The organism is Actinoplanes nipponensis (assembly GCF_016862275.1).
GTDB classification, from domain to species: Bacteria; Actinomycetota; Actinomycetes; order Mycobacteriales; family Micromonosporaceae; genus Actinoplanes; species Actinoplanes nipponensis.
In genome coordinates this window covers 33,691-58,160 of the sequence record NZ_BOMQ01000026.1, presented here as the reverse complement: position 1 = coordinate 58,160, position 24,470 = coordinate 33,691, and the positions used below count along the sequence as shown (strand labels likewise).

Here is a 24,470-nt window from a genome sequence, read left to right as displayed (position 1 = left end):
GAAGTGGAAGCGGATGTCCGAAGAACACATGGCCAGGCTGCTGCCCGGCAAGCCGGTGGCCGACGAGGTGCTGGCCGACGTCCGGCAGCGCGTGGCGAAGCTGCGCGAGGGCGGGGTGCAGCCGTCGCTGGCCACCGTCCTGGTCGGCGACGACGACGCCAGCGCCGGGTACATCCGGATCAAGCAGAAGCAGGCCGCCGAGCTGGGCTTCGTCTCGCCGCACGTGCACCTGGGGGCGGACGCCACGCAGGACGACCTGCTGCGGGCGATCGACGCGCTGAACGCCGACCCGGCCGTGCACGCCCTGCTGATCCAGTACCCGCCGCCGGCGCACATCGACTACGACGCGGCGCTGCTGACCGTCGACCCGGACAAGGACGTCGACGGCATGCACCCGCTCAACCTGGGCCGGCTCTCGGTGGGCCTGCCCGGGCCGCGGCCGTGCACCCCGGCGGGCATCGAGGCGCTGCTGGCGTACCACGACGTGCCGGTCGCCGGCCGGGAGGTGGTCATCCTGGGCCGCGGCGCGACCATCGGGCGCCCGCTGGCCATGCTGCTGTCGCAGAAGCGCCCCACCGCGAACGCCGCGGTGACGGTGGTGCACACCGGGGTGCCGGACTGGCAGCGCTACACCCGGCGGGCCGAGATCCTCATCGCCGCCGTGGGCGTGCCCGGCATCATCCAGCCCGAGCACGTCAGGCCGGGCGCGACGGTGGTCGGCGCCGGGGTGCGCTACGAGGGCCGGCGGCTGCTGCCCGACGTGGCCGAGGAGGTCGCGCGGGTGGCCGGGGCGATCACCCCGCGGGTCGGCGGCGTGGGCCCGACCACGGTCGCCATGCTGTTCCGCAACGCGATCGAGGCGGCGGAGAAGGCTAGCCGCTGAACCGGGCGCTCTGCGCCATCGCCTTGTACGCGGCCAGCGACTCGGCGTCGGTGTCGATGCGCCACTTCTCGGCGTACCCGGGGTGGGTGTCGGTGTCGAACCACGTGACCCCGCCCACCCCCGGGTGCGCCTCGACCCACGCCGCCAGCAACGCGATCCAGTCCGCCTTGGTACGCCCGCCGCGGTCCATCGCGCCCACCTCGGTGATCAGGAGGGGCTTGCGCGCGGCGTACGCCTGGTAGATCCCGCCGAACAGCTTGTCCGGGGTCTCCCGGTGCAGGTTGTAGCCGGAGACGCCGACCCAGTCGACGTACTCGTCGCCCGGGTACAGCGCCGCGAAGGTGTTCCACTCGGCCACCGGGGAGGAGTTCCAGTTCGGGCTCCACACCCAGGACACGTTGGTCGCCTTCTCCCCGGCGAAGATGTCGTGCAGGCGCCGCCAGGCCGCGACGTACGCCTTGCCGTCCTTGCCGTTGCGGGCGGCGCTCCACTTGTACCAGTCGCCGTTCATCTCCCAGCCCCAGCGCAGCAGCACCGGCCGGTCCTGCTGCTTGAGCTGGCGGGCGGCGCGGGCGATGAGCGCGTCGCTGTCCCCGGAGGTGATGTCGGCCAGCGGGCAGCCGCGCCACGACACCATCGGGGTGGCCTTGGCCGGCAGCGCCTCGACCGTGCGCGGCAGCGTATCGGTGAAGTCGTAGAACACGTGCACGATGCGCTGGTCGCGGCCGAGCTGGCCGCGGCGCAGGGCCAGGCTCTCGGTCAGCGACCGGCCCTCGAGCCCGAGGTACGCGCCGAGCATCGCCCGGCCGGGCCGGAACGGCACCGGGCCGCCGCCCTTGGTGACGGCTGCCGGGGTGCTGCTCGCGCCGGGCCGCGGGGTGGCGGTGGCCGGGCGTCCCGGCGAGCTGGTGGCCTCCGCGGGGGTCTCGTCCCGGCCGACCGCGCGCACGGCCAGCGCGGCGGCGGGCACGGCGGCGAGCGCGGCGAGGCCCCCGACGAGGTGCCGGCGGGTCAGCCGGCCCGGGGCCCGGTGGGCGGGTGTCACGTCAGGTTCCGGCCGGCCGCCCGGGCGACCCGGCGGACCGCCCGCCAGCCGGGCTGGGCGAGCCGCTTGAGCTGCGGCACCAGCGGCGACCCGCCGCCGGCGACCAGGGCGACGAGGTCGGCCCCGGTCATCGCCGGGGTGGGCTGCAACCGGGGTACGGCGAAGCGCCGCTCCCCCGGCCGGTGCAGCCGCCGGCCGACCTCGGTGGCGTTGTCGTGCCCGGCGGCCAGGACCGCGGCCCGGACCCGGGAACCGTTGTAGCCGTGCGGGTACGCGAAGCTGCGGACCCGGCGCTGCAACCGTTGCTCCAGCTCGTCCTTGCTGCGCACGGTCTCCTCGCGCAGGGCGGCGGCCGGCAGCACGTCGAGCGGGTGGTGCAGCAGGCTGTGGTTGCCGATCTCGATGCCGGCGTCGGCCACCTCGGCCAGCTCGTCCCAGCTGAGCAGCCGGCCGAAGTCGGGGGCCCAGCGGCCCAGCCAGCCGGCCGGTCCGCCGAGGTGACCGACGGAGGCGTACAGGGTGGCGCCGGCGCCGGCCTCGGCCAGCACGGGCACGCCGGCGGTGAGGAAGTCGCGGTAGCCGTCGTCGAAGGTGACCGCGAGCAGCTTGTCGGTGCTGCCCCGGGCCAGCTCGTCGAGGGCCGCGGAGAGCCCGACGAGCCGGTAGCCGGCGGCGGTGAGCGCGCCGAGCTGTTCGGCGAGGCGGCTGCGGGGCACGGCGAGATCGCTCAACGGGCCGCCGACGGCGGACACGGAGTGATACATCAGCGCCGGCATGGACTGCCATGCCGGCGGGGCCGCACCGGTCACCGCTCGTTCCTCCCACCGCCGACAGACATGACCATTATCGGTCGCCAGCCCGGCGAGCTTCGTGGTTTGCCGGGCTCCGTCGGTGGCGGCGCCGGCCGGGCATCGCCGCCGCTCAGGCCACGTTACGGCGCAGTTTCGGGAGTGTCCAGGGCCGCCCCGGGGGCGGTGCTCGAGATATCGGAGGCGGTCACTTTCTCCTCCCGGCGGCGGACCGTGGCGGCGCCGGGCCTCCGCCGAAAGTCATAGCCGCGATCCGGCTGCGGAGGGAAGCGGCGGCGCCCCCGGCGGGGACAGGGTGTGACCATGAAACCGGACCGTGCCCGCCGGCTCGCCGAGGCCACCCTGGAGGCCGGGCTCGTGCTCGCCGCCGCCGCCCTGCCCACCGCCTGGCGGGTGCTCGACGCCCGGCTGGCGGTCGTGCTCGGGGGCATGCTGCTCGCCCTCACCGCCGCGACGTACGCCTTACACGCAGTGACTTTCGACTGCTTCCGCCTGACCGGTCACCGCGCGCGGCGCCACTTTTCTTATACCCAGCGTAAGGAGTGAACCGCCGGACATCCTGCTGCGTACCCCCGGATGCACCGACCTCACGACCCGGGGAGTGACCAGGATGTTCCGGCTCATCCAGCTCCAAGCACAGCACGGCGTACCCCGCATCGGGATCGACCCGGACGGCTACGGCAGCGAGCCCGCCGCCCTCGCCCGGTACCGGGAGTCACCGGCGGCGTACTTCGGCATCGGCCGCTTCGACGAGGCCGGCCGGCTCGCCGAGATCATCATGGACACGGTGTGCAGCCCGGCCGCCGACTGTCCCCGTCCGGCCGTGGTCGTGCACGCCGAGACGTTCCGGCCGCTCTGCGACACCTGCTCGTTCGGCCTCGAGGTGCTGACCGTGCCGGAGCTGGCCCTGCACCTGGGCATCGTGGTCCGGATGGCGCCGGTGCTGGCCCCTTCCGGACGCCACGCCGCGCCCGACGAGACGTACTCGGCCAGCAACCGGATCGCCCGCGAGTTCGCCGCGCACGTCGACGACCCGGTGTGGCGCATGGAGCTGTGCGCGACGCTGGCCCGCAACCCGTCGGCGGTCAACGGCCTGCTGATCGGCGTCGGCGCCCTGAGCCACCGCGACGTGCTCGACCACTATCCGGCGCTGTGCGCGCTCGGCACCCAGCTGCCCGGCGCCGTGCACGCCGACCTGAGGCGCGCGACGCTGCGGCCGCTCTCCCCGGCGGGCGTCACCGCGCTGCGCCTGGGGCTGTAGCCCGTACCCTACGGGTCATGACCGTCACGTTCGAGGGGCTCGTCGCCCGGGCCCGGGCGCTGGTCCGCGACGGCGGCCGGGCGGTGCTGGGCATCGCCGGCGCGCCCGGGGCGGGCAAGACCACGCTGGCCGAGGAGCTGGTCGCGGCGCTGGCCCGGCCGGCCCCGGGCTGGGTCGCGCACGTGCCGATGGACGGCTTCCACCTGGCCGACGTGGAGCTCGAGCGGCTCGGCAACCGCGACCGCAAGGGCGCCCCGGACACCTTCGACCCGCTGGGCTACGCGGCGCTGCTGCGCCGGCTGCGCGAGGACACCGACGAGATGATCTACGCGCCCGGCTTCGAACGGCTCATCGAGCAGCCGATCGCCGGGACCATCGGGGTGCCCCGGGCGGCCCGGCTCATCGTCACCGAGGGCAACTACCTCATGCTGGACTCGGGCGGCTGGGAGCGGGTCCGGCCGCTGGTCGACGAGGTCTGGTACGCCGACCTGGACCGGACCTCGCGGCTGCGCCGGCTCGTCGACCGGCACGTCCGCTTCGGCAAGGACGAGCACGTCGCGGCGGCCTGGGCGACCGGCACCGACGAGCGCAACGCCGAGCTGATCGCGGCCACCCGGGGCCGGGCGGACCTGCTGGTGCCGGCCGCGCTGATCGAGAGCATCGGCACCCCGCCGCCGCGCTGAGCGTCCCGTGGCAGACTTCGCCGTGTGTCTGTGGGAGAAACCGTGCAAGCCGCGCCGCGTCGCCGGCGCGGCCGGGCCCTGCGCTTCGGCCTGATCGTCGCCGCCGTCCTGCTGCTGCTGTTCGGCGTGCCCTGGTGGACGCTGGTCTGGTCGGGCAACCGGTGGCCGGCGGCGGTGTTCGCCGCGGGCACGGCGCTGGTCGCCGCGGCCGCGGTCGCGTTCCCGTTCCTGATGGTCAGCGGCCACGGCCGGCACCACCGCGACGCCGCCGCCCGCGCCTCCGACACCCTGCTGGGCGTCGTGTGGGTGCTGTTCGTCTGGTCCGTGCTGAGCCTGGTGCTGCGGGCGGCGCTGGCACTGGCGGGCGTCGCCGACCCGGCGCGCTCCCGCATCGTCACGGCGGTGGTCGCGGTGGTCGCGACGGTCCTGCTGCTCTGGGGGTACGCCGAGGCGATGCGGGTCTCCCGGGTCCGCCGCGTCGAGGTGCGCATCCCCCGGCTCGGCCCGGGTCTCGACGGCCTGAAGGTCGTGCTGCTGACCGACACCCACTACGGCCCGATCGACCGCGCCCGCTGGTCCCGCGGCGTCGTCGACGTGGTCAACGCGCTGGACGCCGACCTGGTCGCGCACACCGGCGACATCGCCGACGGCGAGGTCGCCCAGCGCCGGGAGCAGGCGGCCCCGCTGGGCGACGTCCGGGCGAAGCTGGGCCGGGTCTACGTGACCGGCAACCACGAGTACTTCAGCGGGGCCCAGCGCTGGGTCGAGCACATGGCCTCGCTGGGCTGGGAGGCCCTGCACAACCGGCATCTGGTGGTCACCCGCGACGGCAGCAGCCTGGTGGTGGCCGGCGTCGACGACCGTACGGCCGCGGGCTCGGGCGTGCCGGGGCACCACATGGACCACGAGGCGGCGCTGGCCGGCGCCGCGCCGGAGCTGCCCGTGCTGCTGCTGGCCCACCAGCCCCAGCAGGTCGCCGGGGCCGTCGCGCACGGCGTCGACCTGCAGATCTCCGGCCACACCCACGGCGGGCAGATGTGGCCGTTCCACTACCTGGTCCGGCTGGACCAGCCGGTGCTGCAGGGCCTGAGCCGGCACGGCGAGCGCACCCAGCTCTACACCTCGCGCGGCACCGGCTTCTGGGGCCCGCCGTTCCGGATCTTCGCCCCCAGCGAGATCACGCTGCTCACCCTGCGCGCCGGCTGACCCGGCCGGTCAGCTCAGCCGCTCCGCCAGGTGCACCGTGACGGCGGCGCCCGCCTGCTTGCCGATCCGGCGGCGCACGGCGGCCTTGACCGGCAGCTTGTGCCGGCCGTCCCCCAGCGCCATGAACGAGCTGGTGAACGGCTCGCCGTCGATCGTCCCGCGCACCTTGACCAGGCCGCGGGTGCCGAAGAAGGCCGCCGAGTCCGGCATGATCACGTACGTCCAGCCGTTGTCCGCGGCGCTCTTCTCCAGCACCGCCGTGAAGTCGCGGTCCAGTGGTCCGGTCCTCATGGTGTTCGCCTCCCTCTCCTGGGCTTGTGTCCTGAGGTAGAAGCCACGGCCCGGTCCTCGACATCACCACCAGGGTGACGCAGGCGATAGTCACCGGACCGTAATTGCGTTGAGCCGGCACCGCGCGAACCGCAGGATGGAGGCACCGCCCGCCCCCTATCCTGAGGACTTTCGATGCGCCTGCTTCGCGACTTATGGGGGACTTCGCCCCGGCGCACGGGCCTCGTGGCCGTCCTCATCGTGATCGGCGCGGCCGGTCAGGCCGGCGCGCTCGGTCTCGCCGGCGCCGTCCTGGTCGACCGCTCCGTGCCGCTGTTCGCGCTGCTCGCCGTCGCGCTGGTGGCCTCGGTGCTCAGCGATGTCACCGTGGGGCTGCTGGTCGCCGGGCTGACCGCCGACTGGGCCGCCTCGGTGCGCCGCGGCCTGTGCCGGGTGGCGTTCGGCCAGGAGCTGACCAGGCTGGAGAACACCGCGGTCGGCGAGCTGCTGGACCGCATCGACAGCGACGTCTACCAGGTCGGCTCCGAGCTGCGGGGCAGCGGCGTACGGCTGGCCCAGTCGCTGGCGGTCGCGGTGCTGTCCATCGTCACGGCGTTCTTCGCCTGGTGGCCCGCCGGGCTCGGCCTGCTGGCGGTGTCGTTCCTGCTGGTGGCCGTGTTGACCCGGCCGATCCAGCGGATCTCGCCGCTGCGGGTGCGCGAGGAGGAGGCCTGGTCCGACCTGGCCGCGGTGATGGAGGAGTCCGTCCACGGCCAGGACGACGTGCGGACCAGCCTGGCGGCCCCGTACGTGCGCCGGCTCTACGCCCAGCGCGCCCGCGAGGTGCTGGTCCGCGGGCGCAAGGTGTGGACGACCTCCTCGCGGGTGACACTGGGCGCCGGCGCGATCACCCGGGTGCTGATCGCCACGCTGGTGATCGTCGGCGCCTGGGCGCTGACCGCCGGGCACATCGACGGCGCCCGGCTCACCGCCGTGTGGCTGCTCGCGCTCGGCTTCGGCGGCACCCTGGAGCACGTCACCCGGATGGTGCCCGAGCTGCAGAACGCGCTCGGCGCCTGGAGCCGGGTGCAGTCGCTGCGCGGCCTGCCGCAGGAGCCGACCGACGGGCTGCCGCCGGTCGACGGCGACCTGCGGGTGCGCGGCCTGACCTTCCGCTACGGCGGCGCCGACTCCGGGCGCCCGCCGGCGCTGCGGGACGTCACCCTGTCGTTCGCCCGCGGCCGCTCGTACGCGCTGATCGGGCGCACCGGCTCGGGCAAGTCGACCCTGGCCAAGGTGCTGACCCGGGCCGTGGACGTGCCCCGCGGCACCGTCTTCCTGGGCGAGGTCGACCTGGTCGACCTCGACGTCGAGGGGCTGCGCCGGTGGACGGCCATCGTCCCGCAGCGCACCGAGATCCTGGCCGGCACCCTGGCCGAGAACATCGCGCTGTTCGACCCGGAGCTGCTGCCCCGGGCCGGCGCCGCGCTGGCCGAGCTGGGCCTGACCGCCTGGGCCGCCGGCCTGCCCGACGGCGTCGAGACCCGGCTCGGCGAGGGCGGCTACGTGCTGTCGGCCGGGCAGGAGCAGCTCGTCGCGTTCGCCCGGATCCTGGTCCGCGACCCGCACGTGGTGATCCTCGACGAGGCCACCGCCCGGATGGACCCGGTCACCGAGGCGTGGGTCCAGCGCGCCACGGACCGGCTGCTGGAGGGCCGGATCGGCGTCATCGTCGCGCACCGGCTCTCCTCGGTGCGCCGCTGCGACGAGGTGATCGTGCTGGCCGACGGCGAGGTGCTGGAGGCGGGCCCGCTGCGCGAGTCCCGGCGCTTCGCCGAGCTGCTCGCCAGCTCCAGCGTCGCCGCGCCGGCCCGCACGTCCGGCGGGGTGGCCCTGCTCGAACGCGAGCCGCAGGAGCCGGAACCCACCGAGCTCGGCGCGGCGCTGCCGATGGCCGACCCGCCGCCGCTGCCGCCGGCGCCGCCCGCGCGCACCATGCGCGAGATCGCCCGGCTGACCACCAACGACCCCCGGTACGGGCTGGCCGCGATCGCGTTCTTCGTGGTCCTGGTGCTGCTCGGCCTGGACGGCGCGGTCCTGCCGCTGCTGTGGTCGCGGGTGGTCGACGGGATCGGCGACCCGATGGGGCCGGCGCTGGGCATCACCGCGGGGCTGCTCGTGGCCATCCCGGCGCTGTACTACACCGGCGCCTGGTTCCCCGAGTGGTGGGTCCGGCAGATGCTGCGGATCAGCATGCGGCTGGTGCACGGGCAGATCGGCCCGCGCCGGGTCAGCAAGTACACCCCGGCCGAGGTCGTGGCGCACGGCGGCGACACGGAACGGGTCGTCATGCTGGCCGACAACCTGATCGACACCTCGATCAGCCTGATCATGGTCGTGGCGATGACGGCGGCCTCGCGCTCGTACGTGCCGGCCGCCTTCTTCGCCGGCACGATGGTCGTCTCGGGGCTGGCGGCGACGCTGTTCGGGCCGCGGCTGGAACGCGCGGCCCGGCGTACGGTGGCGGCCCGGGCCGCGTTCGCGACCGCGCTGGTCTCCTCGCTGTCGGCGGCGCGCACGGTGAAGCTGGCCGGCGCGACCGCCCCGGTCCTGGAGCACCTGGCCGGGCTGGACGCGGCCCGCAGCGACCGGCAGCGCCGGGAGATCGCGATCCAGGTGTGGGCCCGGTCCACGCCGTCGGTGGTCAGCGGCCTGCTCCCGATCGCGGCGTGGGCGCTGTACCTGGCCGGGCATCTGTCGGCGGCGGCGACGCTGATCGCCGTCGCGACCCTCGGGGCGGCCCGGTGGTTCGCCTGGACCACGGCGTCGCTGGTGTCGCACTTCCCGTCGGCCCGGGTGTGGACCCGGCGCACGGTGGCGATGGCCGGGGTGGCGGAGTATTCGGCCCAGGTGCCGGGCGTGGACATCGCGCGCGGCACCGCGGACGCGCCGGCGGCGGCGCCGCGCAATCCGCTGCGCCGGCTGGAGCTGTCCGGCTTCAGCGCGGTGCACGAGAACGGCACGGTGGGCGCGAAGGACGTCGACCTGGTCGTCGAGCGCGGCGAGCTGGTGCTGGTCGTGGGCCCGGTCGGCGCGGGCAAGTCGTCGCTGCTGCGGGCGCTGGCCGGCATCGTGCACCACACCGGGACGCTGACCTGGAACGGCCGGCCGGTGGACGAGCCGGAGGTCTTCCTGCGGCCCAACCAGGTCGGTTACGTGGCGCAGCTGCCCCGGGTGCTGTCCGGCACGGTCGCGGACAACATCCGGCTCGGGCACGCGGTGGACGCCGAGGACGCGGTGTCCACCGCCCAGCTCGAGCACGACCTGGCGGCGGCCGGCGGCGGGCTGCAACTGCTGATCGGCCACAAGGGCACCCGGCTGTCCGGCGGCCAGCTGCAACGGCTGGCCCTGGCCCGGGCGCTGGCGCCGCGTACGGAGCTGCTGATCGCCGACGACGTGTCGTCCGCGCTGGACGTCACGACCGAGCTGGAACTGTGGCGGGCGCTGCGCCGGCACGGCGTCACGGTGGTCGGCTCGACGTCGAAACGGGCCGCGCTGTCGCGCGCCGACAAGGTGGTCGTGCTGATCGGCGGCCGCGCGGTCGCGCAGGGCTCCTGGGCCGAGCTGGAGGACAGGTTCGGCCACCTGGCCGGCTGACCGGCGCCGCACCCCCGGGTGCGGCGCCGGGCTCAGGCGGCGGCCGACGCCTCGAGCCGGCGCACCACGGTGGTGACGGTGCCGGCCGGGATGGCGAAACCGACGCCGACGTTGCCGGTGCTCCGGTCGCCGGCCGTGGCGATGGCGACGTTGATGCCGATGACGTTGCCGGAGGTGTCGACCAGCGCGCCGCCGGAGTTGCCCTGGTTGATCGCGGCGTCGGTCTGCAGCAGGCCGGTCAGCTGTTCGGTGCCGGTGCCGACCTCGCGGTCCAGGGCGCTCACGATGCCGGAGGTGACGGTGCCCTCCAGCCCGAGCGGCGCGCCGAACGCCAGCACGGTGTCGCCGACGGCGACGCTGGCATCGGCGCCGAAGGTGGCCGGGGTCAGCCCCGACACCCCGCTCGCCCGGACCAGCGCGAGGTCGTGGGTGCTGTCGGCGGCGACCACGGCGGCCGGCACCGTCCGTCCGTCGGCCAGCCGCACGCTGACCGTGCCGCCGGAGGAGATGACGTGGTTGTTGGTCAGGATCAGCCCGTCGGCGCCGAGCACGACCCCCGAGCCGAGGGCCGACTCGGTCGCGCCGTCGATGAGCACGGTGACGATGCTGGGCGACACCTTCGCGGCGACCGCGGCGAGGCTGTCGCTCCCGGCCACGGCGGCCGCGGTCGCGGTGGTAGCCGTGGCGGCGGCGGCGTCCCGGCCGGCGTAGTGCTCGGCGGCGAAGCCACCGGCCGCACCGCCGCCGGCGATCAGGGCGAGCACGGCGGCGCCACCGGCGACCCGCCGCGGCCAGCGCCGCTCTCCCCCGCCGCGATGGCTGTCGACGTGCGGCGGCAGGACCGGCGGGGTGGCGCCGGCGGACGTCTCCTCGGTGTACGGGGGCCGGGTCAGCAGATCGGTCATGGCGCGCCTCGCCTCGCATCGGTGAGCGGTGATGACACCCACTGTCGCCCGGCACCTTGTCAGCCGCCGGTGAGCCGTCTGTGGGTTTGCTGAACCGGACCGCGGGCCGGCCGGGTCCGGGTTGCCGGGTTGCGGCGGCGGTGGCAGGGTCGATGGATGCCGCCGTTTCGCGCCGATCACGTCGGGAGCCTGCTTCGTCCCGCCGCCCTGCTGCGGGCCCGGGAACAGTTCGCGGCCGGGACCCTGCCGGCCGACGGGCTGCGCGCCGTGGAGGACGCGGCGATCGCGGAGGTGGTGCGCCGGCAGGAGGAGATCGGCCTGGAGTCGGCCACGGACGGCGAGTTCCGCCGTACCTCCTGGCACATGGACTTCATCTACCAGCTCGGCGGGATCACCCAGGCCGAGGAGCGGATGCACGTGCAGTTCCACAACCAGGACGGGACCATCGAGTTCGACCCGCCCGCGTTGCGCGTCGCCGCCCCCGTACGCCTGGAGCAGACCATCTTCGCCGACGCCTTCACCTACCTGCGGTCGCAGGTGGGCGCGGCCACGCCGAAGCTGACCATCCCCTCGCCGAGCATGGTGCACTACCGGGGCGGCCGGGCCGCGATCGACGCCGCCGTCTACCCCGACCTGGAGCAGTTCTGGGACGACCTCAGCGCGGCCTACGCCGAGCAGATCCGCCGGGTGGCCGGGCTCGGCTGCACCTACCTGCAGCTCGACGACACCAGCCTGGCCTACCTCAACGATCCGGCCCAGCGCGAGCTGGTCGCCGCGCAGGGCGGCGACCCGCAGCACCAGCACGAGCGCTACATCCGGCAGATCAACGCGGCGATCGACGACCGGCCCGCGGGGATGACGATCACCACGCACATGTGCCGGGGCAACTTCCGTTCCTCCTGGGCCGCGTCGGGCGGCTACGACTTCGTCGCGGAGGCCCTGTTCACCCGGCTGAACGTGGACGGCTTCTTCCTGGAGTTCGACGACGAGCGCTCCGGCGGGTTCGCGCCGCTGCGCTTCGTCCCGCCGGGCAAGCGGGTGGTGCTCGGCCTGGTGACCACCAAACGCGGAGCGCTGGAGGACAAGGACCAGCTCAAGCGGCGCATCGACGAGGCGGCGAAGTACGTCGACCCGGACCAGCTGTGCCTGTCGCCGCAGTGCGGCTTCTCGTCCACGGTGGAGGGCAACGCGCTCACCGAGGAGCAGCAGTTCGCCAAGCTGCGCCTGGTCGTGGAGACGGCCCGGGAGGTCTGGGGCTGAGCGGGCCGCTCAGCCCACGATGTCGGGCGCGGCCGCGGCCAGGGTCCGGCGCACCGCCTCCAGCACCTCGTCGCCGGCGCCGCCGCCCGCCAGGACGCCGAGCAGGTAGGCGCCGACCAGGTCGTAGTGCGCCGCGGTGATGCCCAGGCCGAGGTGGGCGACGCGCAGGTCGCGGCCGGCGTACCGCTCGGGGCCGCCGAGCAGCTGGCTCAGCAGCGCCGTCATGTGCTCCTTGAGCTGCGCGAGGTCGACCGCGGCGAAGTAGCCGGCCAGCCGGTCGTCGGCCGGGACGACCCGGTAGAGGGCGTCGACCGCCGCGGTCACGGCCGGGCGCCCGCCGATGCGGGCGTAGAGGGAATCCTGCGTGGACACGTCCATGGTGCGCACCCTAGGCAGCCGGGGCCGCCGGTTCAGCCGGGTTCACGACACCTCGGCGGGCTCGCGTTCGGCGCCGCGGCTGTGGCGGCGTCCGTACCCCAGGTAGACGACCAGGCCGATGGCCAGCCAGGCCAGGAAGCGCAGCCAGGTCTCCACCGACAGGTTCGTCATGAGGTAGAGGCAGGCCAGCGCCGAGACCAGCGGCAGCACCGGCGACAGCGGCACCCGGAACGGCCGGGACAGCCGCGGGCGGGTGCGGCGCAGCACGGGCACGGCCACCGAGACCACCACGAAGGCGAACAGCGTGCCGATGCTGACCAGGTTGGCCAGCGAGGACAGCGGCACGAAGCCGGCCAGCGCGGCGATGCCGACCGTGACCGCAAGCGTCGTGCGGTACGGCGTACCCCAGCGGGGGTGCACCGCGCCGACCGGCGGCGGCAGCAGCCGGTCGCGCGACATGGCGAAGCCGATCCGCCCGATGGCCACGATGTCGACCAGGATGACGCTGGTGAGCCCGGCCACCGCGGCGATCGACACCAGCGCGGACGCCCAGCCCGCGCCGACCGCGTCGAACGCCGAGGCGATCGGCGCGCCGCGGTCGATCTGCCGGTAGTCGACCATGCCGACCACGACGAACGACACCGCGATGTAGAGCAGGGCCGACACCCCCAGCGTGCCGAACAACCCGAGCGGCAGGTCGCGGCGCGGCCGGCGGGTCTCCTCGCCGAGGTTGGCCACGGCCTCGAAGCCGGTGTACGCGAAGAACACCACCGCGGCGGCGGTCAGCACCCCGGCCACCCCGAACGCCGACGGGTCCAGGCCGAACACCACCTGCGACAGCGGCCGGGCCAGCCCGGCGGTGTCGTCGGTGACGGGCCGGGCCGGGGGCACGAACGGGGTCAGGTTGGCCGCCCGGATGAAGAAGGCGCCGGCGACCACGACGAACAGGCAGATCGCCACCTTGACCACGACCAGCACGTTGGTCACCCGCGACGACTGCCGGATGCCGACCGTGGCCACCGCGCCGAGCAGCAGCACGATCACGATCGCGCCCAGGTTGACCGTGCTGCCCTCGCCGAAGAACGCGCCCGGCAGGTGGAACAGCTGGGCCAGGTACCCGGACCAGCCGCGGGCGACCACGGCGGCGCCCAGGGCGAACTCCAGCACCAGGTCCCAGCCGATGATCCAGGCGACGATCTCGCCCATGGTGGCGTACGCGTAGGTGTAGGCGCTGCCCGCGGTCGGCACGCTGGACGCCAGCTCGGCGTAGCACAGCGCGGCGAGCAGGCTGGCCACCCCGGCCAGGGCGAACGCGACGATGACGGCGGGGCCGGCGTGGTCGCGCGCCTCGATGCCGGTGAGGGTGAAGATGCCCGTGCCGATGACGATGCCGATCCCGAAACCCATCAGGTCCAGCGGGCCCAGCCGCCGGCGCAGCCGTCCCGCCGGGCCCTCGTCCCCCGGGTCGCCGCTCTGGGCCAGGACGACCTCGATGGGTTTGGTCCGCATCATCGACACGGTGGGGCTCCCTCTGCTGGCGCGGCCGGTGCCCCGTGGCGTTACCCCCGCGCCGGGCCGGTCATGCGGCCGGTGTTGGCCAGCGACGCGTCACCGCCGTAGTGGGCCAGCACCCGGCGGTCCATCAGCCGCCGCCACACCGGGGGGACCAGGGCGGCGACCAGCATCGTGGCGTAGCCGGCCGGCAGCTGCGGCGACACGTCGAAGCTGCGCAGCACCTGGTAGCGGCGCAGCGGGTTGGCGTGGTGGTCGCTGTGCCGCTGGAGCTGGAAGAGGAAGACGTTGGTGACCAGGCGGTCGCTGTTCCAGCTGTGCCGGGGGTCGACCTTCTCGTACCGGCCGGCCGGGTTGCGCTGCCGGAGCAGGCCGTAGTGCTCCAGGTAGTTGACCGCCTCCAGCAGCGAGAAGCCGACGACGGCCTGGGCGAGCAGGAACGGCAGGACGCCGGGGCCGTACGCGACGCCCAGGCCGGCGAACAGCACCACCGTCATGGCCGAGGCGTTGAGGATGTCGTTGCGCACGGTCCACGGGCTGCGGGAGCGGAGCCGGAAGCGCTGGGTCTCCAGCCGCCAGGCCGAGCGCAGGCTACCGAGCACGGTCCGGGGCCAGAACCGCCAGAAGCTCTCCCCCAACCGGGAGCTGGCCGGGTCCTCCGGGGTGGCGACGCGGACGTGGTGCCCGCGGTTGTGCTCGACGAAGAAGTGGCCGTAGCCGGTCGGCGCGAGGGCGATCTTGGAGAGCCAGCGTTCCACCCGTTCGCGCTTGTGGCCCAGCTCGTGGGCGGTGTTGATGGCCACGCCGTTGACGATGCCGATGGTCAGCACCAGGCCGACGCCGCCGACCGGGCCGGGCCCCCGGGCCCAGACGGCGCAGGCCGCGACGAGGGCGGCGTACTGGGCGGGCAGGTACAGGTAGGTGATCCAGCGGTAGTAGGGCGAGCGTTGCAGGGCCGGCACGAGGTCCTCGGGCGGGTTGGCCCGGTCGTTGCCGATGACCAGGTCGATGGCGGGGATCAGGCCGAAGACGACGGCCGGGGTGAGCAGCCAGGCCCAGCCGGTGTCCCAGCGGACGGCCACGGCGAGCGAGACGAACGGCAGCACGGGGATCACCAGGGCGAGCGGCCACAGCGGTCGCTTGGTGTCCCGCCAGGCGGGAGCGGTGACGGTGGAAGCCATGGCGCTATCCTTGACACGGGAGCTTCCCGTGTCAAGATTTTGGACAGCCCGGGTACATGCGTCTACTATTCGGCCCGATGGACGAGTCCCCGAGTTACCGCCAGGAGAAGCGCCGCCAGCTCCGCACGGCGATCATCGACGCCGCCCGGGACCTCGCGGTCGCACAGGGCTGGGCGGCGGTGAAGATGGCCGACGTGGCCGACGCGGTCGGGGTCAGCCGGCAGACGGTCTACAACGAGTTCCGCAACAAGGCCGGCCTGGCCGAGGCCCTGACCGGCCGGGAGATCGGCCGGTTCGTCGACGCGGTCCGCGCCGAGCTGCTGGCCCACGGCGGGGACGTGCGGGCGGCCGGCGAGGCGGCGATCCTGCGCACCCTCACCGAGGCGGCCGACAACCCGCTGGTCAAGACCGTCCTCACCGGCGCCGACGGCGACGACGGCCTGCTGCCGTACCTGACCACCCGCTCGGAGCTGGTGCTCACGACGGCGAGCGCCGTGGTCCGGGACTGGGCCGCGGCGCACGTGCCGCAGGCCGGTGAGCAGACCGTCGCCGCGGCGGCGGAGTCGATCGTGCGGCTCGTGCTGAGCCACGTGGTGCTGCCGTCGGCCCCGGCCGAGCAGACCGCCGCCGTGCTGGCCGACACCCTGGTCCGGCTGCTGCGCTGAGCAGCAGCCGGACGCCCGGACGTCAGTGGTGGCCGCGCCCCCACGGGCCGGTGATCGCGAAGACGTAACCCGGCGACTGCAGGTTCGCGAACAGGATCGACGCGTCCTGGCTGAACGTCGGGCCGGTGAACTCGCTGTCGTTGAGCTCGTTGCGGGCCATCGGGTACGCCGTGCCGCGCTCGGTGAGCCCGACCAGGTGGCTCAGCCCCTCCCCGTCCTCAGCCATGATCAGACCGCCGTACGGCGACAGCGTGATGTTGTCCGGCCCGTCGTAGGCGCCCTCCACGGCCGGGTCCGGGTTCACCCCGAAGATGGTCTTGAGCGTGATGGTCCGGTGGTCCGGGTCGTAGAACCAGACCTGGCCGTCGTGCTCGTTGCGGCTGCCGTCGTCCTTGCGGGCGTAGCTGGCCACGAAGTAGACGCCGCCGTCACCCCACCACTGGCCCTCCAGCTTGCGGCTGCGGGTGACCTGGTCGTCGGTGAACTGCTTGCGCACCGGCACGGTGCTGCCGTTGCGCTCGGGCACGTCGACCCACTGCACGTCGTAGCGGGTGCCCGGCGCGGTGGCCTCGGACAGGTCGAAGACGTGCCGGCCGCGCCACGAGCACTTCATCGCCTCGAGGGTGCCCGCCGTGCCGCCGCCCGGGCTGAGCGCCAGGTCGCGCAGGGCGCCCTTGCCGCCCCGGAACTTCCTCGGCGGGGTCCAGCGGTAGTAGAGCCCCAGCGGGCCGCCGGCGTCCTCGGTGAGGAAGATCCGGTGGCTGTGCGGGTCGACCGCCACCGCCTCGTGGGCGTACCGGCCGAGGAAGGCCAGCGGCACGGGGTTGAGGTTGGCGTCCCGGTCGACCGGGTCCACCTCGAAGACGTACCCGTGGTCCTTCTGGAACACCCCGCCGGCCCGCTGCTCGGTCTCCTCGCAGGTGAGCCAGGTGTTCCACGGGGTGACGCCGCCGGCGCAGTTGTTGTGCGTGCCGGCCACGCTGACGTACTCCCGCACGCGGTTGCCGTGGTGGTCGACGACGATGTTGGTGGTGCCGCCGGCCGCGCCCGGGTCGTAGGTCAGGCCGGGCAGCGCCGGGACGCCGTACGGCTCGGTGCCGTTGATCTCGTGGTTGTTGACCAGCACCCAGCCGTGGCGGGCCCGGAAGCACGCCGTGCCGTCGGCGTCGCTCGGCGTCGGCTGCCCCGACTCCAGCAGCGTCCGGCCGGCCTCCGCGACGATCCGGTACCGGAACCCTTTCGGCAGGGCCAGCAGGCCCGCCGGGTCGGCCACCAGCGGCCCGTAGCCGGCCCGGGGGCGGGCGGCGGCCTGGGCCTCGAGGGGACCGGCGATGGCCTCCAGGCTGCCCGCGATGGCGATGCCGAGGCCGCCGGCGGCTCCCGCGCGCAGCAGGTCTCGGCGGGGTAGCGCATTGCTCATGATGGTCTCTCTCCGGGGCGGTGACGTGTCCTTCGCTGCGTACGCAAACGGACCAGCGCGGCCGGGCGACCGCAGGACGGCGACCGCAGAGCCAACAATGGATGAACGGAGGACCCGTGGACACCGAGGTGCGCCGGAGCTGATCGGAGGATGGCGCGTTCGTCCCGCCTTCAGCACAGTCGGGTGATGACCGCGGGCCGAACGGGCGTCCGGGTGGCCGTCATCGTGTGGATCCTCGGTTTCGGCATGCTCGCCCTGCTCTCGGTCGCGCGGCTCGGCGACGACCGCCTGCCGGGCCTCTTCACGTTTCGCTCGGCAACGGTCGGCGACGGTCTGCTGCTTCCCGTCCTGGCCGGCACCACGGTCGCGGCAGGACGGTGGCGTGCCGGCTGGAGCCGGTCCGAGCGCCGGTGCCTCGCCGTCGCGGCGATCGCCGGCCTGCTGGCGGGCGCGGGCACGCAGGTGCAGTGGTTGCTCGATCCCCGGCCGCGCCTCAACTGGACGCTGCCGGCACCCCACCATTTCGCCATTGCCGGGTGGTACCACGCCGTCTTCCTCACGCTCGCGAGCGGCTTCTTCCTCTCGGCCGGGACGGGCCTGTGGCTCCGTCTCCGGCACGAGGCCCGCAGCACGCCCGGGCCCGCGATCCGGCGCGTCCGCTCGGTGGCGGTCCTCGGCGTCCTGGTACCGGTGTCGGCGTTCGTCGCCCTGCTCGCCCAGGACAACGGCGCGACGCTCGGTCAGGCCGGCGGCCTCGCCGCGGCGGCGCTCCTGGTCGTCGTCGCGGCCACCGGCGCGGCGGCCGGGCCCCGAGTCGTCCCGGTCATGGCTGTCGCCGCCGGCCTGGCCATCCTGCCCACCATCTCACTGGCCTGCCTGCTGACGCCGCGGCCCACCGTCACACCGCTCACAGTGGTTCCCGCGGTCGTCGCCGGGCTGGCGGGCGCCTCCGCGACAGCCGTCCTCCGCATCGGCGCACGGTGGGAACACGTCGTGGTGGCGAGCTGCGCGGCACTCGCTGCGGCCGGTCCGGTGTACCTGGCCGCCACGCTCGAGCGGTTGCCGGCGCTGCCGGCGCTTCTCGCGTGTGCCCTGAGCTCCGTGATGGCCACCCTGGAGGTCAGCCTCTTCGCCCGGCTCCTGACCGGCAGCCGCCCCGCGGGCCGGTGGCTCCTCGCCGGACCGGGCACCGTCGCGCCCATCGTCGTCGTCGGCATGGCCGGCCGCTACCTGCACCAAGAAGCCGATCTCGCCGCCGCCTGGGGCAACATCGCGGTCGCCCTGTCCGGCCTGCTCCTGCTCGCGGTCGCCGCACGGGGAGTCCGGATGCACTTCGCCGCGGTCATCAGCGCGGAAGAGGCCGACGCGCCGCGAAGTCACCTGTCGGCGACCAAGTGGCAGGCCTATCTGGCCATCGTGACCGCCTACGCCGCCGCTCTGCTCGCCAGCATCTCGCTGGTCATCGGCACCACGGCCGGCGGCCATTGGAGCGACGGCCGGATCGCCGACCCCGTGCTCCTGACCGTGCTGGTCGTGGTGCTCGCCGCGCTGATCACCGTGCTCCTGGTCGCCGGCGCGGTGGTGGCGCCGACCGCACGTCCCGGCCTGGCCACGCTCTGCTGTGCGCTGTGGTGCGGGGTGATGTTCTGGTGTCTCCGGGCCGGCTTCAGCGGGTGGCGGCAGGCCGGCTTCGCCGTCCTCGTCGCCCTGGTCGCCGGCGCCTTCCTGACCGAATCCGTGCTGAGCAACACCGGACACCTGCACGACCAGGGGGTCGACCGGGCCACCCGGGTAGTGGCCCTGGCCGTCGGGGTGTGCGCCGGCGCCACCACGACGTGGATGGCCGGTCCGGCGCTCCAGTCAGCCGGAGGCGTGGTCACCGTCGGCTACGCGCTCCTCCACCTGGCCGTCGCCGCGGCGGCGACTGTCGCGCTGCCGTTCCTGGCGGCCGGCTGTCTGCCGGGCGCGCGTCCGGCGCGTACGCAGGTCATCGGGCTGCCCCTGGCGGGCCTCCTGCAGGACGGATTCGTGGTGCTGGTGCTGGTCATCAGCGTGGCTGGGTGCCCAACTTCTTCTTCGCCCACATCGACGATCTCAGCGCCTCCTGGGGAGCGACCTTCTCGTACCTCGCGCTGTTGTCCGCCGCATACGTGTGGGTGATGAGGAACAACATCTCCCATTACGGCCGCGAACGGCGACGGCTCCGGCAGCGGTACGAGCCGCGGCCCCTGCCGCCGGAGACCGGGCGGGCCCTCGCCGCGCTGCGCCGCCACATCCTCCGGCAGAATTACCTGGCGGCCGCCGCCCTCGTGCCCCTCGGGGTCTTCCTGCTGTTCAGCGAGATCACCGGGTTCGACGAGAAGGGAATCCGGCAGTTGCTCCGCGTCGAATGAGCCGCCGGTCCGGGCCCGCCTGCGGCACCGGCCGATCGCCACGGGAATCCGCGCCGCGCCGCGGCCGTTGCCGCCGGGGTGAAGAAGATCGGTTTCCTGTCCTTCGGCCACTGGCGGGACGCGCCCGGTTCGCGGACCCGCAGCGCCGCCGACGCCCTGCTGCAGACCATCGAGCTGGCGCAGGCCGCCGAGGAGCTCGGCGTGGACGGCGCGTTCGTCCGGGTGCACCACTTCGAACGGCAGCTCGCCTCGCCGTTCCCGCTGCTGGCGGCCATCGCCGCGCGCACGTCGCGGATCGAGCTCGGCACCGGCGTCATCGACATGCGCTACGAGAACCCGCTGCACCTGGCCGAGGAGGCCGCCGCGACCGACCTCATCAGCGGCGGCCGGTTGCAGCTGGGCCTGAGCCGCGGATCGCCGGAGACGGTGCTGCGCGGGGCCGAGGTGTTCGGGTACCGCCCGGCCGAGGGCGAGACCGCCGCGGACGCCGCCCGCCGCAAGACCGAGGTGTTCCTGGCCGCCATCGACGGTGCCCGGGTCGCCCGGACCGACCCGGCGCGCACCGGCGTCAGCGGCGGGCTGGCGATCCAGCCGCAGTCGCCCGGGCTGCGGGACCGGGTCTGGTGGGGCTCGGGCACCCGGGCCACCGCCGGGTGGGCCGCCCGGGCCGGGATGAACCTGCAGAGCTCGACCCTGCTGTCGGAGGACACCGGGGTGCCGTTCGACCGGCTGCAGGCCGAGCAGATCGAGCTGTTCCGGCAGGCCTGGCGCGAGCAGGGCCACGACCGGGAGCCGCGGGTGTCGGTGTCGCGCAGCGTGCTGCCGATCACCGAGGAGATCGACCGGCGCCACTTCGGCGGTCGGCCCGACGAGGACCAGGTGGGGCTGCTGGAGGGGGTCCGGTCGCGGTTCGGGCGCACGTACGCCGGGGAGCCGGACCGCATCGCCGAGGAGCTCGCGGCCGACGCGGCCGTCCGGGCCGCCGACACCGTGCTGTTCACCGTGCCCAACCAGCTCGGCGTCGCCTACAACGCCCGGATCCTCGAGACCATTACCCGACACATCGCGCCGGCGCTCGGCTGGGCCGCCGCGGAGCCGGTGGCCCGGGGCAAACCCTGAGCCCGCCTCGGGGTCCCCGGCCGCCGGCTCCTCCCCCAGGCCGAGCCGCGACCCCGACCGGCGCCCGGTACCGCCGATTCGCCGCTTTCCTGCCCCCGCCGGCGACCCGGGACGCCCTCGGGACCGGGTCGGGGTGCGACGCGGGTCCGACCCGGATGTTCCCAGTTCCCGCCCTGCCTAGGTTCAGGTTCGACACAGGAATCGACGCAGGGGGAACCAGCGATGAACAAGCGACCGGTGACGGTTCGGGTGGCCCGGTGGAGTGCCGAGCATCCCTGGCGGGCGGTGGCCCTGTGGGTGGTGTTCGTCGCCGTGTGCTTCATCGGCGGCAACGCCGCCGGGCTGCAGGAGGCCACCGCGGAGGACCAGTCCGTGGGCGAGTCGGGACGGGCCGGCGTCATGATCGAGGAGGGCAGGTTCCCCGACGAGCCGGCCGTCGACAATGTCCTGATCACCTCCCGTTCCGGCCCGCTCGACCAGGCGGCCGCCGGCGCCGCGGCCACCGCCGCCGCGACCGAGCTGCGTTCGGTGCCGGGAGTGGCGCGGGTCGGTGAGCCGGTCAAGGCGACCGACGGCTCGGCGCTGCTGCTGCCGATCACCATGAGCGGCGACCCGGAGACCGCCGCCGACCGGGTGGAACCGCTGCGCGCGGCCACCGCCCGCGTCCAGGAGCGGAATCCGGCGCTGCAGGTGGAACAGGTCGGCGGGCCGTCCATCAACAAGGCCCTGGACGACACCCTCGGCGCGGACTTCAAACGGGCGGAGCTGCTCAGCCTGCCGGTGACCCTGGCCATCCTGATCATCGCGTTCGGCGCGCTGATCGCCGCCGGCATCCCGGTGCTGCTGGCCCTGTCCTCGGTGGCCGCCGCGATCGGCCTCTCCACGCTGGCCTCGCACCTGGTGCCGGCCAACGACTCCACCTCGAGCGTCATCCTGCTCATCGGCATGGCCGTGGGCATCGACTACTCGCTGTTCTACGTCCGCCGCGAGCGCGAGGAACGCGCCCGGGGCCGCGGCCACGTCGACGCGGTGGAGATCGCCGCGGAGACCTCCGGGCACGCGGTGGTGGTCTCCGGCACGGCCGTCGTCATCGCCATGGCCGGGCTGTTCCTGGCCCAGGACGCCATCTTCTCGTCGCTGGCGGTGGGCTCCATCCTGGTCGTCGCCGTCGCGGTGATCGGCTCGCTGACCGTCCTGCCGGCGCTGCTGGCCAAGCTCGGCCGCTGGGTGGACCGCCCGCGGGTGCCGCTGCTGTGGCGCCTCACGGCCCGCCGGACCAGCCCCGACGGCTCCGTGCAGCCGAGCCGCTTCTGGTCCACTGTGCTGCGTCCCGCGCTGCGCCGCCCGCTGCCGACCCTGCTGATCAGCGCCGGCCTGCTGCTCGCGCTGGCCGCGCCCGCGCTGGGCATGCAGCTCAAGTTCCCCGGCACCGAGGACCTGCCCCGCACCACCCCGGCCATGCAGGCGTACGACCGGCTCGCCGCCGCGTACCCGAGCAACGGCACCACCCACCTCGTGGCCGTGCAGGCCCCGGCCGGCCAGGCGGCCGCCGTCAAGGCGGCCCTGACCCGGCTGGCCGCGAGCACCGAGGGCGACCGACTGTTCGCCGCGCCGGAGCAGACCGGGCCGGACCTGGAGGTCTCGCCCGACGGGCGGGTGTCGGTGCTGTCCCTCGCCACGCCGTTCTCCTCGCGCAGCGACGAGGCCGTGCAGTCCCTGCACCGGCTGCGGGAGAACCTGGTCCCGGCCGCGCTGGGCGGGCTCGACGGCGTCTCGTACGCGGTCGGCGGCGCGGTCGCCGACAGCGAGGACTACGCCGCCCACGTGTGGCAGAAGCTGCCCGTCGTCGTCGGCTTCGTGCTGCTGCTGACGTTCCTGGTGATGGCCTGGACGTTCCGCTCGGTGGTGGTGGCGCTCACCTCGATCGCGCTCAACCTGCTCTCCGCCGGCGCCGCGTACGGCCTGCTGGTGCTGGTCTTCCAGCACACCTGGGCCGAGGGCGTCCTGGGCTTCACCTCGATGGGCGCGATCGTCACCTGGCTGCCACTGTTCCTGTTCGTGGTGCTGTTCGGCCTGTCCATGGACTACCACGTCTTCGTGGTGAGCCGGATCCGCGAGGCGGTGCTGCGCGGGGTGCCGAACCGCGAGGCCGTCGCCGAGGGCATCACCGGCTCGGCCGGGGTGGTGACCAGCGCCGCCATCGTGATGGTCGCGGTCTTCTCGATCTTCGCGACGCTGTCCACGATCGACATGAAGCAGCTCGGCGTCGGCCTGGCCGCGGCCATCCTGATCGACGCGACGCTGATCCGGGCGGTCGTGCTGCCGTCGCTGATGACGCTGCTCGGCCCGGCCAACTGGTGGGCGCCGCGGCTGCTGCGGGGCCGGGGCCGGCACGCCGCGGGCGGACCGGTGGCCGGTGACCCGGCGCCGCACGACGACCAGGCGCCGGAGCTGATCGGCGCGCGCTGATCCGTCGACGCAGGTGCGCCGGCCGGGAGCCACGGGGTTCCGGCCGGCGCTTCGCCGTGCGTGCCCGGGCGTCAGCGGGCGACGTACTCCCGGAAGCGTTCCACCGCCCGGCCGCGGACGGCCCGGCCGTGCCCGAACACGGCGTGCTCGAACTCGAGCCCGGCCAGCCGGGCCACGCTGCGTTCCTGCTGCTGGACGTCCGCCGAGACCATCTTCGGCGCGCTGCCGATCCGCCCGCCGCGCCGGCCGGCCGCGGCATCGCCGGCGAACAGCACCCCGTCCGCCCGGTCGAGCAGGAACGACAGGTGCCCGGCGGTGTGGCCGGGGGTGTGCAGGGCGGTGAAGCCGGGCAGCGGCGCGTACCCGTCGGTGGTCACCACGTCGTCGACCGGGGCCGGCTCGGGAACGCCCATGAGCAGCGAGACCACCTTGACCACCGGATGGCGGGTCACGGGCCGCTCGGCGCCGGTGACGTACGGGACGTCGGCCGCGTGGGCGACGACCCGGGCGCCGCTGCGGCGGCGCACCTCGGCCAGCCCGCCGGTGTGGTCGGGGTGGTAATGGGTGAGCAGCACGGTATGCACGTCACCGATCGCGCGGCGCAGGCCGTGCAGCGCCTGGCCGATCTTGGCGGACCGGCGGGGCAGCCCGGTGTCGACGAGCACGATGCCGTCGTCGGTCACGACCAGGTGCACGTTGACGTATCCGATGGGCACCTCGAAGACGCCGTCGACCACTTCTCGCATGCGGTGATCCTCGCATCCGGCGGCCTCGCGGCAGCGGACCCGGCCGGTGTGCCGGGGTGCGGGCGAAAGTCCGCGGCCGTCCGTCTCGTCGCGCGGGGGTCGTCGTTAACGATCGGGACGGCGGCAACGGACGAACGGGGTGGATCATGGCGAGACGGTGGCTGATCGCGGCGGTGCTGCTGCTCACCCTGGGCGGGTGCGGCGACGAGCCGGAGACCGAGCCCGCGACCGTGCCGGTGCCCGCGACCGGCACCGCCTCGCCGGCCGGCCCCACGACCGTGGCCGGCCGGACGACGGTCGCCGCATCCGCCGGGACGACGGCCCGCACCGCCGACCGGGCCCGGGGCGGCGGCACCGCCGGGTTCGTCACCGTCGTGCAGCGCGACCTGCCCGGCCTGGCCGTGGACCGCCGCGACGACGAGATCGCCACGCTCGGCCGGCAGGCGTGCGCGGCGCTCGCCGAGGGCCGGCCCGCCGGCGCCGTGGTCGCCGAGGTCCGGGCCATCGGCGCCGACCGGGCGACCGGGCGCACGCTGGTCGGACTGGCCATCGACACGGTGTGCCCGGAGCAGGACCGCCGGGCTCGCGAGTTCTGACCGCGGCCGGCG

General features: G+C 74.4%; 22 protein-coding genes. 13 read left to right on the top strand and 9 right to left on the bottom strand.

Annotated features, from left to right (window positions below):
- The first annotated feature begins 13 nt into the window (after positions 1–13).
- Positions 14–883: a bifunctional 5,10-methylenetetrahydrofolate dehydrogenase/5,10-methenyltetrahydrofolate cyclohydrolase gene (locus Ani05nite_RS10265; RefSeq protein WP_203767162.1), complete on the top strand. Its 870-nt coding sequence runs from the start codon at positions 14–16 to the stop codon at positions 881–883.
- On the opposite strand, the gene Ani05nite_RS10260 is transcribed toward Ani05nite_RS10265, so the two are convergent.
- A complete protein-coding gene (locus Ani05nite_RS10260; protein ID WP_203767160.1) occupies positions 873–1,928 on the bottom strand; it encodes a glycoside hydrolase family 26 protein in 1,056 nt (351 codons plus the stop codon). The genes Ani05nite_RS10265 and Ani05nite_RS10260 overlap by 11 nt on opposite strands.
- Positions 1,925–2,737 carry a polysaccharide deacetylase family protein gene (locus tag Ani05nite_RS10255; RefSeq protein ID WP_203767157.1) on the bottom strand — a complete coding sequence of 271 codons (813 nt, stop codon included), beginning with the start codon at positions 2,735–2,737 and terminating at the stop codon, positions 1,925–1,927. Before Ani05nite_RS10255 ends, Ani05nite_RS10260 begins: the two co-directional genes overlap by 4 nt.
- A 303-nt stretch (positions 2,738–3,040) precedes the next feature.
- On the opposite strand from Ani05nite_RS10255, the gene Ani05nite_RS10250 reads away from it, so the two are divergent.
- From Ani05nite_RS10250 to Ani05nite_RS10235, 4 genes are all read left to right on the top strand, one after another.
- Entirely contained in the window at positions 3,041–3,283 is a 243-nt protein-coding gene (locus Ani05nite_RS10250; protein WP_203767154.1) for a hypothetical protein, read from the top strand.
- Between the two features lie 64 nt (positions 3,284–3,347).
- Positions 3,348–3,998, top strand: a complete 651-nt coding sequence (locus tag Ani05nite_RS10245) for a hypothetical protein (protein ID WP_203767778.1) — start codon at positions 3,348–3,350, stop codon at positions 3,996–3,998.
- Positions 3,999–4,015: 17 nt separating this feature from the next.
- Positions 4,016–4,681, top strand: coding sequence for a nucleoside/nucleotide kinase family protein (locus Ani05nite_RS10240; protein WP_203767152.1), 666 nt, complete (start codon positions 4,016–4,018; stop codon positions 4,679–4,681).
- 24 nt (positions 4,682–4,705) lie between these two features.
- Positions 4,706–5,887 carry a metallophosphoesterase gene (locus tag Ani05nite_RS10235; protein ID WP_203767150.1) on the top strand — a complete coding sequence of 394 codons (1,182 nt, stop codon included), beginning with the start codon at positions 4,706–4,708 and terminating at the stop codon, positions 5,885–5,887.
- A 9-nt stretch (positions 5,888–5,896) separates the two neighbouring features.
- Here the strand turns inward: Ani05nite_RS10235 and Ani05nite_RS10230 are convergent, their stop codons facing one another.
- Positions 5,897–6,178 carry a DUF1905 domain-containing protein gene (locus tag Ani05nite_RS10230; RefSeq protein ID WP_203767148.1) on the bottom strand — a complete coding sequence of 94 codons (282 nt, stop codon included), beginning with the start codon at positions 6,176–6,178 and terminating at the stop codon, positions 5,897–5,899.
- A gap of 174 nt (positions 6,179–6,352) precedes the next feature.
- Between Ani05nite_RS10230 and Ani05nite_RS10225 the strand changes: the two genes are divergently transcribed.
- A complete protein-coding gene (locus tag Ani05nite_RS10225; protein ID WP_203767146.1) occupies positions 6,353–9,814 on the top strand; it encodes an ATP-binding cassette domain-containing protein in 3,462 nt (1,153 codons plus the stop codon).
- Positions 9,815–9,846: 32 nt separating this feature from the next.
- Here Ani05nite_RS10225 and Ani05nite_RS10220 read toward each other — a convergent pair whose 3' ends face one another.
- A complete protein-coding gene (locus Ani05nite_RS10220) occupies positions 9,847–10,719 on the bottom strand; it encodes a S1C family serine protease (RefSeq protein WP_203767145.1) in 873 nt (290 codons plus the stop codon).
- A gap of 156 nt (positions 10,720–10,875) precedes the next feature.
- Between Ani05nite_RS10220 and Ani05nite_RS10215 the strand changes: the two genes are divergently transcribed.
- Positions 10,876–11,979 (top strand): 5-methyltetrahydropteroyltriglutamate--homocysteine S-methyltransferase, encoded by a 1,104-nt coding sequence (locus Ani05nite_RS10215; RefSeq protein ID WP_203767144.1) that lies wholly within the window; start codon positions 10,876–10,878, stop codon positions 11,977–11,979.
- 9 nt (positions 11,980–11,988) lie between these two features.
- Here the strand turns inward: Ani05nite_RS10215 and Ani05nite_RS10210 are convergent, their stop codons facing one another.
- From Ani05nite_RS10210 to Ani05nite_RS10200, 3 genes are read right to left on the bottom strand one after another with little or no spacing between them, the layout of a single operon-like run.
- Positions 11,989–12,357: a group I truncated hemoglobin gene (locus Ani05nite_RS10210; RefSeq protein ID WP_239129593.1), complete on the bottom strand. Its 369-nt coding sequence runs from the start codon at positions 12,355–12,357 to the stop codon at positions 11,989–11,991.
- A 42-nt stretch (positions 12,358–12,399) separates the two neighbouring features.
- A complete protein-coding gene (locus Ani05nite_RS10205) occupies positions 12,400–13,866 on the bottom strand; it encodes an amino acid permease (RefSeq protein WP_239129591.1) in 1,467 nt (488 codons plus the stop codon).
- Positions 13,867–13,916: 50 nt separating this feature from the next.
- Positions 13,917–15,050, bottom strand: a complete 1,134-nt coding sequence (locus Ani05nite_RS10200) for an alkane 1-monooxygenase (protein WP_203767143.1) — start codon at positions 15,048–15,050, stop codon at positions 13,917–13,919.
- A 77-nt stretch (positions 15,051–15,127) separates the two neighbouring features.
- Here Ani05nite_RS10200 and Ani05nite_RS10195 point away from each other — a divergent pair, with 77 nt between their 5' ends.
- Positions 15,128–15,715 (top strand): TetR/AcrR family transcriptional regulator, encoded by a 588-nt coding sequence (locus tag Ani05nite_RS10195; protein WP_203767141.1) that lies wholly within the window; start codon positions 15,128–15,130, stop codon positions 15,713–15,715.
- A 22-nt stretch (positions 15,716–15,737) separates the two neighbouring features.
- On the opposite strand, the gene Ani05nite_RS10190 is transcribed toward Ani05nite_RS10195, so the two are convergent.
- On the bottom strand, positions 15,738–17,135 hold the full coding sequence (locus Ani05nite_RS10190) for an alkaline phosphatase PhoX (protein WP_239129589.1): 1,398 nt from the start codon (positions 17,133–17,135) through the stop codon (positions 15,738–15,740).
- A gap of 186 nt (positions 17,136–17,321) precedes the next feature.
- Between Ani05nite_RS10190 and Ani05nite_RS10185 the strand changes: the two genes are divergently transcribed.
- The 4 genes from Ani05nite_RS10185 to Ani05nite_RS10170 all read left to right on the top strand — a co-directional run bounded on the left by Ani05nite_RS10185 (position 17,322) and on the right by Ani05nite_RS10170 (position 23,116).
- On the top strand, positions 17,322–19,295 hold the full coding sequence (locus Ani05nite_RS10185) for a hypothetical protein (protein ID WP_203767139.1): 1,974 nt from the start codon (positions 17,322–17,324) through the stop codon (positions 19,293–19,295).
- Positions 19,295–19,528, top strand: coding sequence for a hypothetical protein (locus Ani05nite_RS10180; protein ID WP_203767137.1), 234 nt, complete (start codon positions 19,295–19,297; stop codon positions 19,526–19,528). Before Ani05nite_RS10185 ends, Ani05nite_RS10180 begins: the two co-directional genes overlap by 1 nt.
- 78 nt (positions 19,529–19,606) lie before the next feature.
- On the top strand, positions 19,607–20,647 hold the full coding sequence (locus tag Ani05nite_RS10175; protein ID WP_203767134.1) for an LLM class flavin-dependent oxidoreductase: 1,041 nt from the start codon (positions 19,607–19,609) through the stop codon (positions 20,645–20,647).
- A 222-nt stretch (positions 20,648–20,869) separates the two neighbouring features.
- On the top strand, positions 20,870–23,116 hold the full coding sequence (locus Ani05nite_RS10170; RefSeq protein WP_203767131.1) for an MMPL family transporter: 2,247 nt from the start codon (positions 20,870–20,872) through the stop codon (positions 23,114–23,116).
- A gap of 71 nt (positions 23,117–23,187) precedes the next feature.
- On the opposite strand, the gene Ani05nite_RS10165 is transcribed toward Ani05nite_RS10170, so the two are convergent.
- Positions 23,188–23,862: an MBL fold metallo-hydrolase gene (locus Ani05nite_RS10165; protein ID WP_203767128.1), complete on the bottom strand. Its 675-nt coding sequence runs from the start codon at positions 23,860–23,862 to the stop codon at positions 23,188–23,190.
- A 146-nt stretch (positions 23,863–24,008) separates the two neighbouring features.
- On the opposite strand from Ani05nite_RS10165, the gene Ani05nite_RS10160 reads away from it, so the two are divergent.
- Entirely contained in the window at positions 24,009–24,458 is a 450-nt protein-coding gene (locus Ani05nite_RS10160; RefSeq protein ID WP_203767125.1) for a DUF732 domain-containing protein, read from the top strand.
- Positions 24,459–24,470 lie beyond the last annotated feature (12 nt).

Coding starts and splice junctions, on each gene's coding strand:
- Ani05nite_RS10230 (WP_203767148.1), bottom strand. CDS start 6,178: ATGAGGACCGGACCACTGGACCGCGACTTCACGGCGGTGCTGGAGAAG.
- Ani05nite_RS10210 (WP_239129593.1), bottom strand. CDS start 12,357: ATGGACGTGTCCACGCAGGATTCCCTCTACGCCCGCATCGGCGGGCGC.
- Ani05nite_RS10220 (WP_203767145.1), bottom strand. CDS start 10,719: ATGACCGATCTGCTGACCCGGCCCCCGTACACCGAGGAGACGTCCGCC.
- Ani05nite_RS10180 (WP_203767137.1), top strand. CDS start 19,295: ATGAGGAACAACATCTCCCATTACGGCCGCGAACGGCGACGGCTCCGG.
- Ani05nite_RS10240 (WP_203767152.1), top strand. CDS start 4,016: ATGACCGTCACGTTCGAGGGGCTCGTCGCCCGGGCCCGGGCGCTGGTC.
- Ani05nite_RS10205 (WP_239129591.1), bottom strand. CDS start 13,866: ATGCGGACCAAACCCATCGAGGTCGTCCTGGCCCAGAGCGGCGACCCG.
- Ani05nite_RS10225 (WP_203767146.1), top strand. CDS start 6,353: ATGCGCCTGCTTCGCGACTTATGGGGGACTTCGCCCCGGCGCACGGGC.
- Ani05nite_RS10250 (WP_203767154.1), top strand. CDS start 3,041: ATGAAACCGGACCGTGCCCGCCGGCTCGCCGAGGCCACCCTGGAGGCC.
- Ani05nite_RS10160 (WP_203767125.1), top strand. CDS start 24,009: ATGGCGAGACGGTGGCTGATCGCGGCGGTGCTGCTGCTCACCCTGGGC.
- Ani05nite_RS10245 (WP_203767778.1), top strand. CDS start 3,348: ATGTTCCGGCTCATCCAGCTCCAAGCACAGCACGGCGTACCCCGCATC.
- Ani05nite_RS10265 (WP_203767162.1), top strand. CDS start 14: ATGTCCGAAGAACACATGGCCAGGCTGCTGCCCGGCAAGCCGGTGGCC.
- Ani05nite_RS10165 (WP_203767128.1), bottom strand. CDS start 23,862: ATGCGAGAAGTGGTCGACGGCGTCTTCGAGGTGCCCATCGGATACGTC.
- Ani05nite_RS10185 (WP_203767139.1), top strand. CDS start 17,322: ATGACCGCGGGCCGAACGGGCGTCCGGGTGGCCGTCATCGTGTGGATC.
- Ani05nite_RS10170 (WP_203767131.1), top strand. CDS start 20,870: ATGAACAAGCGACCGGTGACGGTTCGGGTGGCCCGGTGGAGTGCCGAG.
- Ani05nite_RS10195 (WP_203767141.1), top strand. CDS start 15,128: ATGGACGAGTCCCCGAGTTACCGCCAGGAGAAGCGCCGCCAGCTCCGC.
- Ani05nite_RS10215 (WP_203767144.1), top strand. CDS start 10,876: ATGCCGCCGTTTCGCGCCGATCACGTCGGGAGCCTGCTTCGTCCCGCC.
- Ani05nite_RS10200 (WP_203767143.1), bottom strand. CDS start 15,050: ATGGCTTCCACCGTCACCGCTCCCGCCTGGCGGGACACCAAGCGACCG.
- Ani05nite_RS10190 (WP_239129589.1), bottom strand. CDS start 17,135: ATGAGCAATGCGCTACCCCGCCGAGACCTGCTGCGCGCGGGAGCCGCC.